This window comes from Sphingobacteriales bacterium (genome assembly GCA_016700115.1).
Lineage (GTDB): Bacteria > Bacteroidota > Bacteroidia > Chitinophagales > UBA2359 > UBA2359.
In genome coordinates, this window is the sequence record CP064999.1 from 5354602 (window position 1) to 5369754 (window position 15153).

Genomic DNA, 15153 nt, shown 5'->3' on the forward strand with positions numbered 1-15153 from the left:
TTTGCTCTTTCTAAAATGACAATTTATCGTTTTGGGGAGTTGACAAACTCTACGGATAAGGCGGAAATAAACGCAAGTTTGGAATTGTTTAAACTAAAGTTGCGTTTATACAGATGTTGTGTGCTATTTTAAAACCCCAAACCTTTAAAGCCTTGACGATATTTGAAATTTTTAAGGATTACAGTCTAACCAACGGACAACAAGAACTACTTAAAAACTTAAACGAGTTTTTAGAAAGTAAAACATCTTGCTTTTTGTTGAAAGGTTATGCGGGTACAGGAAAAACTTTTATGATGAAAGGTTTAACGGATTTTCTCAAATCTGTTAATAGACCTTTTGTTTTGGCTGCACCAACAGGGCGTGCTGCAAAAGTCATTTCACAAAGAACAAAATCAAAGGCTTATACTATCCACAAAACCATTTATTCAAACAAAGACATCAAGGAGTTCAAAACCGAAAACACAGACGGCACTGAAACCTTTAAATTTTATTACGACCTTAAAAACAACGAAGACCAAGCCAATACGGTTTATATCATAGACGAAGCCTCTATGCTTTCCGATATGTATTCGGAAGGTGAGTTTTTTCGGTTTGGTTCGGGCTTTTTACTCAAAGATTTGTTAAAATATATCAATTTTGACAATAACGACCACAAAAAGAAAATCATTTTTATAGGCGATAACGCACAGTTACCACCTGTAAATATGAACTTTTCCCCTGCACTCAACGAACAGTATTTGCGTGAAAAATGCCAAGTTTCCGTAAACAGTTACGAATTAACAGAAGTTGTAAGACAGCAAAAAGATAGCGGTATTTTGTATAATGCAACCAAAATTCGTGCTTCTTTGAAAAGCAATATTTTCAATCAAATTGACATTGAAACCAATTTTGCAGACACAAAGCCTGTTCAACACCAAGATTTACTAAAAACTTATTTGCAAGCCTGCGGAAACCAAATTGATGACGAAACTATAATCATTGCCTATTCTAATTCGTCAGTCAAAGAATACAACGACTTTGTGAGAAGTCATTTTTTCCCAAACCAAAGCACAATTACAAAAGACGATAAGATAATTTTGGTAAGCAATAACTACAATTACCAAATTGAATTATTGAATGGAGATTTTGGCTTTATACAAGAAGTAAGCCCTACAAGCGAAACACGCAATATCATCCTAAAACGCAAAAATAAGTTAGGAAACGTAGTAGAAATAAAAGTCCCTTTACATTTCCGAAATGTTACTATTCAATTCAAAGATACAGACGAAAAGCCTTATAATATTGAGTGCAAAATCATTGAAAATATTTTGTATTCCAAAGAACGTGATTTGAGTTCAGACGAATTAAAGGCTTTATACCTTGACTTTAAAATTCGTAATCCATTCCTAAAAGCAGGCACGAAAGAACTAAAAGACGCATTGCGAACAGACAAGTATTTTAATGCTTTGCGTATTAAATTTGGTTATGCTGTAACTTGCCACAAGTCGCAAGGTGGAGAATGGAAACGTGCTTTTGTAAATTGCAAAACTGCAATGGGCTATTTTAATGCTTCCTATTTTCGTTGGATTTACACAGCACTTACAAGAGCAAAAGAAGTTTTATATACCCTTGATGAACCACATTTTAAAATTGGCAGTAACCTAAAACCGCCTAAAATAGAGAATATTACACCAAGACAAGATTTAATAGTTCTGAAACCCGAAGTTTTGGAAACAGAATTATCTTTTGATTTACCACAAGAACAACCGTTTTTGCAAAATATATTTTATGCTGTTTTTGATTTGATAAAAGATGAAGGGGTAAATATTGACAGCATAAAACACCACCAATATTGCGAAGATTATACTTTTTCTAAGGATACAGAAAAAAGTATTTTCAAAATTTACTACAATAATCAGCAAAAAATAAGTAATATTCAAAAGCCAATTGGAACAAGTGAGTTTATAAATTCACTTTCTCAAAACCTACAAACACTTGAAAAAAAGACAATTATACTTGACTATCAAGAAGAAGTATTGTTAGAACCAAGCAGTAAAGTATTTGATTTTGCAGAGCCTTTTTTACAAGATTTCCACGATTTTATTTTGTCAAAAGTTGGCAGTCAAAACATTAGCATTTTTGACATCAAACAAAATCAATGGCTACAAAAATACACTTTCAAAAAAGGAAGTTTTGTTGCAGAAATTGATTTTTACTATAATGGAAAAAAACAGTTTAATCGTTTTGTTCCTCAACCACAAAAAAGCACTTCCATTGAATTGCTAAATGAAATTATTTCACTAATTGGAAATTTGAAATAATGCAAGACATTCAAACCATAAAAAAACAGGCAGACGAATTTCGCAGAGGCAAAAAATATGCTGATGCTTTACCTCTTTACAAGCAACTTTGGGAAGAACACCGAGAAAATTGTAATGAATGGGAAGGTTGGGCGTATGCTTTTTGTCTAAAACAGCAAAAGGATTATAAACAGTCCTTAGAAATTTGCAGAGAAGTGTATAAACTGAAACCTGATTTTGAGAATATTAAAGGCGTTTATGCGTGGTGCATTTACTACACAGAAATTGCGTTGAAAGTAATAAATGATGAGCCTAAATTTTTTAAGGCAGGAGAAGGAATTTTGAAGTTATCAAAACAAGATGACCAATATTCGCCATACACGCAAACCGTTTTCAAAATTTTAGAGTATCTAAACGACAAAGCCATTTATCCAACAGAGAAAATTTTGGAATGGACTAATAAACTAAATTATGAAATTTTAGACAATACACCGTTTTCATTTAAGGATAACGAAGGAAAAACAAGGGAGTTAGCACCTAAAAAAGAGCAATATTTTATGTGGCGTACAAAGGCATTGCTTGAAAAAGGTTTGTTTGATGAGTGTATAGAATTAAGTCAAAAAGCATTAGACACATTTGAAAACTTCCATTACAGTAATGAAATTTGGTTTGCAAGGCGTATTTCCTTGTCCTACAAAGGTTTGGGACAGCCTGAAACAGCCTTAGAACAACTAAAATCTTTGCTAAAACGTAAAAATGAATGGTTTATTCATAAGGAAATAGCAGAGATTTATTTTGAGCAAGGCAACAACGAGCAAGCCTTAAAATTTGCCATTGATAGTGCTTTGAGTTTTGGAGATGCGGATAAAAAGTTAAACTTGTATAAACTTATATCTGAAATTTTAATTAGCAATAATCAAAACGAAGAAGCCAAAAAGCACGTTGAATTTATGTATCAAATTCGTAAGGCTCACGAGTGGCGAATAGACAATGATTTGCAAAACCTTATCAATAAATTTCAAATTGACACTACAAAAACAGTTAATCTGAGAGATTTTGAAAGAGAGTTAAAGCAACTTTGGGAAAAACTAAAATTTAGCAACCAAACGCAATTAACAGGAACTATAAAATCTATACTTCCAAACGGAAAAGCAGGTTTTGTTGAAACTGAAAATAAAAAATCATATTACTTTCAGTTACGAAGTTTCAAAGCAAAGCCCGAACTTGCAAAAGTTGGACAAAAAGTAACCTTCTTTTTAGAAGAAGGTTTTGACACAAAAAAGAACCAAAAGACAGAGAATGCAGTAAACGTAAAGCCAACAAGATGAAAAAGCAAAAACATCACACAACATTATGTTTGCGAAAAGGCGGGCTAATGTGCGTAATTTTGGCTTTTGTACTTTCTATAAACTTTGTGCGTAGGGCAAGGAAAGTGCTATTTAACCCGCCCTTCGCAAACATTTTTCTTATGCGCACTTTAGAACCGACATTGGAATAAAATGATTACTAAGAAAGACATACCACTTGACCTCCTAAAGACAATTGAACCGATTGCACAAGCAAACCTTGACCTTATTCAGTTTAAGAGAGAGGACAACACTTATTATTGCTTTGTAGAATCGGACAGCAACTCTAAGAACTTCTTTAGAATTTTTATTGATGGTTCAAAACGTATTGGCAACTATGATATATCAAAATATGCTTTCGAATTCAAACCAGGTAGCACTTCAAGTGCAAAACAAACAATTACACAGACAACTATAAACGACCTTGGAGGACAACTTAAAAATTGGATAAACCTCATTCGAGATATTCATGAAACTCCAAGTGTTCATGATGACAATTTTGTAAAACAGTACGCCGAATTTTATTATAATGAATTCAAAATTGTTGACGAGGATGCAGATACTTCACCTTTTGACCCAAACCAACAAGATTTGGTAGAAGTATATTTGCTTTCTCTTTCAACTGCAATTGAAAATTCAGGTGACAAATTAGCCGATACGACAAAAAATGAACTTCTTAACGACATTAAATTAATTCAAGAAAACTTGGCGACAACAACGAAAAGCCAGGTAATGAAAAGTGTTACAAAGGTTTTTGGAAAATTATACAAGACTAGCAAATCGCTTGCTAAGGAGATTGTAACTGAAGCAAAGAAGCAATTGATAAAAAAGCTAATTGAATTTGGCATTGAATATGGACCCAAAATTTTGGAAGCCTTCACTAAGCAATGAGAACAAAATATAAAGACATAAGAGAAAAGCTACCGCATAATAGGCGTTTGGCTCAATGGCGGGTGAAGTGGTTCGTATGACAGTTTTGTGGTAGGTTTAAGTGCAGTTCTTCGATTGAACTTTTGTGCTAAAAATCCGCCATTACGCCAAGCCGCAAACCGTCAGGCTGTGAAAAAACTTGTTTTTTTGCAAAAACTCTCATAAAAACTGGCTATAGAATAATCCCCAAAGCCTATACTTTTGATTGGAGCGGAGATGTTTTTGAGGTTACAACTTTTGTTCAAAATGAAAAAGAGTGCTGAGAGGCAATATAAAAGTCGTTTTTTTGAGCAAACAAGACTACTTTGGATAGTCGGGCTGCCAATTTTTGAGCTTTATCAATAGTTCTTCCATCCCAAGTATGTTGATAGTGCGTTTGATGTTATAGACCAACAAAATCAAACTGTGTTCTCCGTTTACTTTTGATAACCCCCGGAGGTTGGTGTAGTAGTAGTTCCATTGCCGTTTGATAGTTCCAAAAATATGTTCGTTGATTTCCTGCCGTTTGCGGTATTGTGCTTTTTGGGTTTGATAGCGTTCGCTGTTTTGGGCTACTACTTCGGCAAATTCGCTGCGTTCTATTTCCCTACCCCCTTTTTGCCTGCCGGTACAGAGGTGTTTTACCAGGCAGTTTTTGCAAGCAGAGGTTCTATTTTTTTTTAAACTTGTAGGGGTGTAATCTCTTGCTTTGTTGTGCCATCTGCCTTTGGTCGAAAGCGTTTCGCCTTGCGGACAAGTGTAGGTGTCTGTTTCCTGGTTGTAGGTGAACTGAGTGACCAAGTAGGCTTCAGTGGTGCCGTGTGCGTTGCTGTTTACCGTTTCCTGTTGGGCAACGATGGTGGTGATGCCGGCTTCTTTGCACTCGCTTAGTTGCCGGGCATTGTGGTAGCCTTTGTCGGCTAAAATGGTCGTGTTTTCCAATTGTAAGTTTTCTTTTGCTTCGGTGGCTATGCCACTAAGGGCATTTCTGTCGTTTTGGTTGATCGTATGGGTTGCCACCACAAGGCTATGTTTACTATCCACTGCTGTTTGTATATTATAGGCTACCTCTACCACCTGACCATGAATGAGCAAGGAACGGGCATCTGTATCAGTCGTACTCACTTGTGTAGCGCCTGTTTTCTCTATTTGGGATGCCAACGCTTCGTATTTCAGCTTGCCGGCTTGCAGGCGATTGATTTTCTCTTGTATCTGCTTTATCTCAGCTTGACGGTCGCTTTGGTCGTTTTGCTCTAATTCTGCTATGTATTGCTCCGTTTGACGTGAAATGTAGGCTAAGTGACGCTCTATCTTCTTCGGGTTGTAGTTATTTTTTTTTGCTGTTGTTCGCCCTAATCTTTGTGCCGTCTATAGCAATTGTTTCACCACTCACCAATTCGGCATCTTTCAAAAAAGCAAAAACAACTTAAAGGTTTTGCGCAACGCATCCGGATTGTCTTTGCGAAAATCGGCAATGCTGTGGTAGTTAGGTCAAAACCCAATTTTAATAAATCCAGATGTTCAACAAATGCGTCAATAAACCGAACCGGGTTATCAGCTCTGATGCTGCTCTCCAAACAGACTATTTGCATCTGCAGGCGGGGTGTTCCTTGTAAGTATGCCATAGCATAAAATTACGCATTTTTTGTTACTTTTTAGAATATTATTGTATATTTGTTGGCAGTTTTTTCACAGGCTGCCGTTAGGTGCAAGCATAGGAAGACACACAACAGACAGGAAAACAATCAATAACAAACAGGAAAAAGAATGACTTTAAGTTGGAACGAAATAAAAGACCGGGCATTAAAATTCTCAAAAGAATGGGCCGACACGTTGAACGAAGAAGCAGACGCAAAACCTTTTTTGGTTGAGTTCTTTAATGTGTTTGGAATTACAAGCAAACGGGTTTCGACTTTTGAACATAGAGTAAAAAAATTGGACGACAAAGACGGTTACATTGACCTGCTTTGGAAAGGAATGATTTTAATAGAAATGAAAAGTCGGGGCAAAAACCTTGACAAAGCCTATCAACAAGCCAAAGACTATACCCACGGACTAAAAGAGCACGAATTGCCGAAATACATTCTTGTTTCGGATTTTGAAAACTTTCGACTTTACGACCTTGAAGAAGACAAGATCGTAGAGTTTATGTTGAATGACCTTGTAAATAATGTTCAGCATTTCGGATACTTATTAGGTTATCAAAAAAAGGTTTACAAAGAACAAGACCCTGCAAACATTAAAGCAGCCGAGTTGATGGGTAAACTTCACGACAGATTGGAAGAAATCGGCTATACCGGACACCCATTAGAAGTTTACTTGGTTCGTATTCTGTTTTGTTTATTTGCCGAAGACACCACCATTTTCAATAAACAACAATTTCAAGACTATTTAGAACAGCGGACTGCTGAAGACGGAAGCGACCTTGCAGCAAAACTGCAAGAACTCTTTCAGGTGCTGAACACACCCAAAGAAAACCGTTTTAAAAATCTTGATGAACAACTTGCCGACTTTCCATACATAAACGGAAAATTATTTGAAGAACTCTTGCCCACAGCAAGTTTCGACAGCAAAATGCGACAAGCCTTGTTAAACTGCTGTTACATTGATTGGAGCAAAATATCTCCTGCGATTTTTGGCTCTATGTTTCAAAGCGTCATGAATCCGAAAGAGCGCAGAAACTTGGGCGCACATTACACCAGCGAAACCAATATTTTAAAGCTGATCAAACCGCTTTTCTTGGACGAACTTTGGAAAGAATTTGAGAGCATCAAAGGCAACAAAAACAAACTCCCCGAATTTCATAAAAAACTAAGCACGCTTAAATTCCTCGACCCTGCTTGCGGATGCGGGAACTTCCTTATTATTACATACAGAGAACTGCGATTGTTGGAATTAGAGATATTAAGAGCTACTTATAAAAGGGGTCAGCAAGTAATGGACGTAAGCAGTATTATTTTGCTTGACGTGGATATGATGTGCGGTATTGAATATGAAGAATTTCCTGCCCGAATTGCCGAAGTAGCAATGTGGCTAATTGACCACCAAATGAATATGCAAATTAGCAATGAGTTTGGGCAATACTTTGTTCGTTTGCCTTTGAAGAAGGCTGCAAAGATTGTTCATGGAAATGCGCTTCAAATAGAATGGGGCGATTTGATAAAAAAACAAACCATAGATATTGAAGCAGACAATACAACCGTGATTGTAAGCGAGCATTCAGTTGAATACCAAACAGTAAACATCAAAACCAAGAACCTTACTATTATAGATGAGAGAAGCCATTATGTAGAAAAACTAACCATTAAAAACACCTTTGATTACATCATTGGTAATCCGCCGTTTATTGGAAAATCAAACCAAAATAGTGCTCAAAAGGCAGATATGGAGAAAGTGTTTGCTGGAGTAAAAGGTGCTGGCGTTTTAGATTATGTAACTGCATGGTATTTAAAAGCGGCTCAACTTATTCAAAATACTAAAACCAAAGTTGCTTTTGTTTCTACCAATTCCATAGTGCAAGGTGAGCAAGTTGGTATTTTATGGAATTTGTTATTTAACCATTTTAAAATCAAAATTCATTTTGCTCATAGAACTTTTAGCTGGAATAATGAGGCGAGAGGAAATGCTGCGGTGCATGTTGTAATTATTGGTTTCGCTGCTTACGATACAAACTACAAAACCATTTATGAATACGAAGGCCTAAAAGGCAAACCCCACGAAATGAGAGTTAAAAATATTAATCCTTATTTAGTGGAAGGTAAAGATTTTGCTTTATTGTCGAGAACTAAGCCTATTTGCAAAGTTCCAGAAATGTTGTATGGAAATAAAATTGTTGATGGTGGATTTTATCTTTTTACAGACATTGAAAAGGATGAATTTATTAAGAAAGAACCACAGGCAAAAAATTTATTTAAAGCAATTCTTTCAGGAGATGAATTCATAAATGGGAAAAACAGATGGGTATTATATTTAGAAGATAGCGACCCTAAAGAAATAAGAAGCTTACCATTGGTAAAAGATAGAATTGAAAGTGTTGCCAATTACAGAGCATCAAGTACAAAGGCACAAACAAGAGAAACTGCAAAAACTCCAACCTTATTTGCTGAACCAAGGCAACCTAAAAGTGATTTCCTGTTAATACCAAGAACTTCATCTGAAAATAGAAAGTATTTGCCATTGGGTTTTTATTCGAAAGATTTTATTGTAAATGATAGTTGTACTGCATTACCAAATGCAACATTACTTCATTTTGGGATATTAAGTTCTTCTATGCATATTGCTTGGGTAAAATATACTTGCGGACGATTGAAAAGTGATTTTAGATTTTCTTCTAGTATTGTTTACAACAACTACCCTTGGCCAGAAAACCCAACCGACAAACAAATCAAAGCGATTGAAACAGCCGCACAGAAAGTGTTAGATGCAAGAACAGAATTTCCTAATTCATCCCTTGCCGACCTTTATGATCCTTTAACAATGCCTCCATCTTTAATAAAAGCACATAACGAGTTAGACAAAGCCGTTGACCTGGCTTACAGACCACAACCATTTACAAGTGAGGCCAACAGAATGGTGTTTTTATTTGAGCTTTATGAAAAGTACACGGCTGATTTATTTACAAAAGAGAAACCAAAAAAGACTAAAAAATCAACAGCGTGACAAAGACGAAAACATACGAAAGAAAAGAATGCCGACACCTTACCGCGGCAACCGTTTCACAACTACTCAAAAACCACTAAATACCCGATATTTTAGAAAATTGTTACCTTCAAATTAAAAGCTTCTGCTGATTGGTGGGCTACCCCAATTTGACAAATCAAGATGCTCAATAAAAGCATCAATAATCCGCACAGGGTTTTCAGTTCCGATGCTGCTCTCCAAACAGATTACATGCATCTGTCGGCGGGGTGTTCCTTGTAAGTATGATAAAACTTAAAATATTAGTGTATTTTTGTTACCGTTTTTTTCATAGGCTTACGTTATTTGCAACCCTAAAAAAACGACACAGATATAAACGTAAGGCACTAAGACAATCAAAATTATCAACTCAATTTTAATTCTTGTAGCAGTATTTATGGGTCTAAAACAAAGTTTTGCTATGCTTACAGGAAAACCCGAAATGTTGGCAATGTTCAGCAAATGGAACTTTTCAAAAACAGCCATTATGATAAATGGTGCAATTACAATGATTGCTGCCCTATTGATTTTGTTTCCAAAATCATTTGTATGGAGCAACTTCACAATGGCAGCAGGAATTTTAATGATTATATGCCTGCATCTTTTAGACAAAGACTTAAAGGTGCTGCAATAGACATCCCTTTTCTATTGCTCAATATAATCATCATCTATCTCCAACTCCCGCTAAAAACAATTTTTTTGTGTGGGCAAGATTATTCGCAATTATTTGTGCTTGTTCGCTTTCATTAACTGCTTGCAACAAACAGCACAATACAAAATTGAAACTTCTTCAGACAAAAAAACAGAGAGCAATATGGACTTTTCAAAACTTACAAACCCAAACGCAAAAAGTGCCATTGAAGCACTACAAGCAAACGAGTTTAATGCTTAGAATTCTCATGTTACCTAAGATAACGTTTTTACTGATGATGGTATAACTTTGGGGTTCAATTCCTTCTTTGACAACACATTCAACAAGAAAGAGAAATTCCTAACCATTGACATAGTTGAAAATGATGGAAAAAATATTTTTGGCAATTTCTGTGCAGGACAATGGGGAACATTTATTGTATTCTTTAAATTCACAGTTAACAAATAAGGTAAAAAAACAAGATTGGAAATCGGTCGAAGAAAGTAAAATGAACATCAAGAACTTCTTGCTTAAAAGAAAATATGAGCTGTTGCTAATTGCCCTCATCCAACACCTTTATATTGGTATTGTTGTACGTGATATCCCATTCTATACAGAAATACTTTGGCCTGTTAATATGGTATTTCTTGGGTTGGCAAGTGTGGGTGTGTTTATTGAAAAAGGAAAACTAAAAAACATCGTTAAAAACATATTGGCAATTATTGTCATTGCGTTTCCGGTGCTGCTTCCATTTTTCAAAGGTGTTCCAGAATTTATGTTTTTACTGAACGTGTGCTATGTTATTTTCTTCTCGTTTATATTTTTAGAAGTATTCAAGTTTTTAATCAAACCGGGTTACATAAACACAGACATTATTTCAGCAGCAGCTTGCGGTCTTTTTCTTTTGATAGAAATATTTGTTTTTCTTTTTCAAATTTGGGTTTATACGGACACGAATTCATTTAAAGGTATAGACCACAGTAGTCCGGCACACACATTTATAGACTTGGTTTATTATTGCTCTATCACTTTAACAACAATCGGTTATGGCGACATTACACCCAATGCCCCCTACACCAAATTGGCAGCATCATTAATCGGAATTGCAGGTCAATTCTATTCAGTTGTTTTAATTGGTATTTTGATAAGCAAGTTCACCAATCATTCAAACTCAAAATAATATGCACACAGGAAGTCATTACAAAATATCAGAATTCTTACTTTGGACAAGACGTGATATTTATGTCCTGGTTATTTTGGCAACCATACCAACGGTTCTATTTCAAGTTTTTGATTTGAAATGGATTGCTATTCCTTGGGTTCCTGTGGCATTAGTTGGCACGGCAGCCGCTTTTATCGTTGGTTTCAAAAATACACAAACGTATAACCGACTTTGGGAAGCAAGACAGATTTGGGGAGCAATTGTAAACACAAGTCGCACTTGGGGTATGATGAGCAAAGATTTTGTAAATGCCGACAAATCAGAAATTGAACAATTGATTTACAGACATTGTGCCTGGCTCACTGCTTTGCGTTTTCAATTGCGTAAACCACAATCTTGGGAAAACTCAAACAAGAAACATAACATCGAGTATCGTAATTTTTATTCTGTTCCTGAATGGGAGAGCACGATAGAAGAAGAATTAAAAAAATACCTTTCAGATGATGAACACAATTATATAGTTGTCAAGAAAAACCGAGCGACTCAATTGATTGCTTTACAATCAAAGCACATAAAACAATTAAGAGCCGAAGGAAAAATTGAACATTATGAATATGTAGAATTGGAAAGAAGATTAGCCGATTTATATGACCATCAAGGCAAATGTGAACGCATTAAGAACTTCCCCTATCCACGACAATTTGCAAGCATTAATTTGTTTTTTGTGTGGCTTATGGTTGTGATGTTGCCTTTCGGTATGCTCAACGAATTTCAAAAATTGGGCGAACATTTTGTTTGGCTAACCATTCCATTTACAGTTATCGTTTCTTGGGTTTTTACTTCAATGGAAAAAGTTGGTGAAGCAACCGAAAACCCTTTTGAAGGCGGTGCAAATGATATTCCGATGGCTGCTCTAAGTCGCACCATTGAAATTGATTTGAGAGATATGCTTGACGAAAACCAACTGCCCAACCCAATTGCATCAACAAACAACATCCTAATGTAATTTTAAAGTAATCAGCAAAAATGAAGAAATGAGAAAAATTAGCCATTCTTCACAAATGGTATCCAAGAGCAATAACCACCATTGACCGTGTAAACAAAATCATAGATTTTGTAGAATACGAATAAGACTTAGACCCTAAACAAGTAATGCTTGCCGACAGTAGTTGAAGTGATGATGTGAACAGTATTCAATATCCTGCACGAACGCAAGAGTTTACAGTCCCTTTTAAAATGGGTGGATTAGATGGATTTCCATTAACAGGACTTACAGGAATGGGAGCATTTGCCAGCCACGTTCCTGATGAAGGAGCATTGTTTATCTCTTGACAATGACAGAAAAATTTTAACTTCAGACCATTTAACAGCTTTATGATTGACAAAAAAACGGGCGACAGGCAGGCTGACTTAAGAAAGATTTAATTTTTGTCCACCGCACTTTTGAAGAAAAGACAAGCCAACCCTCAAAAAAACCGCGCCAAAAAAATAATAACTTTGCAGAGATGAAAAAAAAGGAAACCCAGCTAAAAGAGAATGTTCAGATTAAAAATAAAATTGAACAGGACAGGAATATAAAAGCTGCTCCTTTTAAGAAAGACATCCGAAAAACGACACCGCACAAGCACGATAATTATTTTGAAATTATTTACTTATCAAAAGGAAGTGGCTTCCATTTCATAGATAATTTTCAACACAAAGTAAATCCCCCCGTTTTATTTTTTGTGAGAAAAGAACAAGTACATCATTGGGAATTGACCAACGAGCCAAAGGGTTATGTTGTAATTATTAAAAAATCATTCATTGAGAAAACACTGGACAGCGAACTAAAATCACTTTTTTCAAAGGTTAGCAAGCTAAGCTGTATAAGTGTAAAGAACAATGAAACGATTGAAAAACTCTTAGAGTTATTGACGGAAGAAAATAAAATAGTTGCAGAACACACATTTACGATTACAGAAGGACTGCTAAAAGCACTACTTTCTAAAATACTGGAAATCGCAAGACCAACATTAAAAACCCCTTCGACAAAATTAGACCTTTACAATTCATTTTCTGAAATGCTAAGTTCGGGAGAGACTTTGAAAAATAAGGTTGCTTATTATGCCGGAATGTTGAACACTTCCTCACAAAATTTAAATGCGATTTGCAGAAAAGTTTCCAATCAATCGGCAGCCGAAGTATTGGGAGAATTTATTTTAAGCGAAGCTAAACGGTTGTTGATTTACACTACAAAAACTATTTCCGAAATATCGTATGAACTTGACTTTTCTGACGCATCACATTTTGTAAAGTATTTCAAAAAAGCGACAGGTCAAACTCCTCAGCAATTCAGAGTAAACTCCTGATACCAGACATTTTTCAAATATACCACGTTTTAACCGTTGTATAGTATCAAATTTGCAACGTGAAAAAATTATTGCGTCAGACAAGGTATTTAATTCTTTTGGTTGCCGTTGCGGTATTGTTTGCTTGCAACCATAAATCTGACACCTCACAGGGAGAATGGATTACAGGAACAGAGCAAGAGAAAATAAAAACCATAGAAAAACAATTTCGTGGCTTTGATAATGCAATGGTGGAAACAGGGTATCGTTACCAGGAATTATACTGGGCAGGACAAGACGAAAACTGGGAATATGCCGACTATCAATTAGAGAAAATCAAAATTGCCATTGAAAACGGATTGGAACGCAGACCTAATAGGGCAAAATCGGCAGAGCATTTTTTGAATTATGTTTTGCCCGAAATGAAAAAATCCATTCAAAGTAAAGACACTGTTATTTTTAATAAAGGCTTCCAAACATTGATCATTAACTGTAACAATTGCCACGTACTGGAAAAAGTGTCGTTTTTCAATGTTCAAATACCAACAGTAAGACTATCTCCAATTAGAAAATAAGATGTTTAAAAAAATCATTCATACTGACAACTCAAAAACGACAATAATCATTCGCTTGATGGTTGGTGCTGTATTTCTTTCTGAAGGCATTCAGAAATTTCTTTTTCCCGACACATTAGGAGCAGGACGATTTGAAAAAATTGGTCTGCCGTCCCCTGAATTTTTAGGAAGTTTTGTCGGCACGTTTGAAATCCTTTGCGGAGCATTGATTTTAATTGGTATGCTTACTCGCTTGGCAAGTATTCCGCTTATAATCATTATGCTTGTTGCCATGGCAACCACAAAAGCAGAAGTTTTAGCCGATAAAGGTTTTTGGGAAATGTTGCACGGAAGTAGAACAGATTGGTCAATGTTGCTCGGAAGTATTTTCCTGTTCATTAAAGGCGGTGGATATTGGTCGGTTGACCATAAACTTAATCATACGCAAAACTAAATGGAGATCATAATCATATCATTAGCAGCGTTTATAGTTGCCATTCTTACATTTTTTTCGGGCTTCGGACTTAGCACAATTCTGACTCCTGTTTTTATGATTTTCTTTCCCGTTGATTTAGCTATTGGATTAACCGGAATTGTGCATTTTTTTAACAATGTTTTCAAATTGATTTTAGTAGGGAAAAATGCAGATAAAGCTGTTTTGTTTCGATTTGGAGTTCCTGCCGTTATTGCAGCAATAGTAGGTTCATGGTTGCTTTTAAACATTCCTGATGCAAAGCCATTGTTTTCATACGAAATGTTTGGAAAAACTTTTGAAGTGTTTCCTGTAAAGTTTATTATCTCCATTCTATTAATCATTTTCGCAAGCATTGACCTTATTCCCTATTTCAAGAAACTGCAATTCGGTAAAGATAAGCTACCCATTGGCGGTGCATTGAGCGGTTTCTTTGGCGGACTTTCGGGAAATCAAGGTGCTTTGCGGAGTGCATTTTTAATCAAAGCGGGACTTTCAAAAGATGCATTCATTGGAACTGCTGTTGTAGTATCAACCTTTGTGGACTTTACAAGATTAAGCGTTTATGCCACCCGATTTACAAAAGCGGGTTTAGATGAAAACCTGACTCTGGTTATTTGTGCCACGCTTTCAGCAATCATTGGAGCATACATCGGCAACAAACTTTTAAAGAAAGTAACACTAAGATTTTTGCAAGTAACAGTTGCGGTGATGCTGATAACTATTTCGCTTGCACTTGGTTCAGGACTAATTTGAAAATGACAAGCAAATTGACCGAAGAAGGGCTGGCTATGAC

Annotated in this window: 10 protein-coding genes and 3 pseudogenes; 12 read left to right on the forward strand and 1 reads right to left on the reverse strand. The window is 35.8% G+C overall.

All coding sequences use genetic code 11. The features are described 5' to 3' along the window. Window positions 1–152: 152 nt before the first annotated feature. From IPM47_19250 to IPM47_19260, 3 genes are all read left to right on the forward strand, one after another. The gene (locus tag IPM47_19250; protein ID QQS28949.1) at window positions 153–2300 is read left to right on the forward strand and encodes an AAA family ATPase; all 2148 of its coding nucleotides are present in this window, start codon (window positions 153–155) and stop codon (window positions 2298–2300) included. After that, window positions 2300–3607 carry a tetratricopeptide repeat protein gene (locus IPM47_19255; protein ID QQS28950.1) on the forward strand — a complete coding sequence of 436 codons (1308 nt, stop codon included), beginning with the start codon at window positions 2300–2302 and terminating at the stop codon, window positions 3605–3607. The genes IPM47_19250 and IPM47_19255 overlap by 1 nt, the downstream gene beginning before the upstream one ends. Before the next feature lie 171 nt (window positions 3608–3778). After that, window positions 3779–4516 carry a hypothetical protein gene (locus tag IPM47_19260; protein ID QQS28951.1) on the forward strand — a complete coding sequence of 246 codons (738 nt, stop codon included), beginning with the start codon at window positions 3779–3781 and terminating at the stop codon, window positions 4514–4516. 339 nt (window positions 4517–4855) lie between these two features. Here the strand turns inward: IPM47_19260 and IPM47_19265 are convergent. Continuing rightward, a pseudogene (locus tag IPM47_19265) lies at window positions 4856–6159 on the reverse strand (transposase). Between the two features lie 142 nt (window positions 6160–6301). On the opposite strand from IPM47_19265, the gene IPM47_19270 reads away from it, so the two are divergent. The 9 genes and pseudogenes from IPM47_19270 (at window position 6302) to IPM47_19310 (ending at window position 15113) form a co-directional block, all read left to right on the forward strand. Then, the gene (locus IPM47_19270; protein ID QQS28952.1) at window positions 6302–9193 is read left to right on the forward strand and encodes a class I SAM-dependent DNA methyltransferase; all 2892 of its coding nucleotides are present in this window, start codon (window positions 6302–6304) and stop codon (window positions 9191–9193) included. A gap of 415 nt (window positions 9194–9608) precedes the next feature. Then, window positions 9609–9961 (forward strand): annotated as a pseudogene (locus IPM47_19275) (hypothetical protein). A gap of 389 nt (window positions 9962–10350) precedes the next feature. Beyond that, a complete protein-coding gene (locus tag IPM47_19280; protein ID QQS31532.1) occupies window positions 10351–11022 on the forward strand; it encodes a two pore domain potassium channel family protein in 672 nt (223 codons plus the stop codon). A 1-nt stretch (window position 11023) separates the two neighbouring features. Then, window positions 11024–12010 (forward strand): multidrug transporter, encoded by a 987-nt coding sequence (locus IPM47_19285; GenBank protein ID QQS28953.1) that lies wholly within the window; start codon window positions 11024–11026, stop codon window positions 12008–12010. 20 nt (window positions 12011–12030) lie between these two features. Then, window positions 12031–12336 (forward strand): annotated as a pseudogene (locus tag IPM47_19290) (hypothetical protein). Window positions 12337–12509: 173 nt separating this feature from the next. Next, complete coding sequence (locus tag IPM47_19295; protein ID QQS28954.1) at window positions 12510–13352, forward strand: helix-turn-helix domain-containing protein; 843 nt, start codon at window positions 12510–12512, stop codon at window positions 13350–13352. A 92-nt stretch (window positions 13353–13444) separates the two neighbouring features. Further along, window positions 13445–13906, forward strand: a complete 462-nt coding sequence (locus tag IPM47_19300; GenBank protein ID QQS31533.1) for a hypothetical protein — start codon at window positions 13445–13447, stop codon at window positions 13904–13906. Between the two features lies 1 nt (window position 13907). Beyond that, window positions 13908–14339, forward strand: coding sequence for a DoxX family protein (locus IPM47_19305; protein ID QQS28955.1), 432 nt, complete (start codon window positions 13908–13910; stop codon window positions 14337–14339). After that, the gene (locus IPM47_19310) at window positions 14340–15113 is read left to right on the forward strand and encodes a sulfite exporter TauE/SafE family protein (GenBank protein QQS28956.1); all 774 of its coding nucleotides are present in this window, start codon (window positions 14340–14342) and stop codon (window positions 15111–15113) included. It abuts the gene before it with no gap. The last annotated feature ends 40 nt before the right edge of the window (window positions 15114–15153 follow it).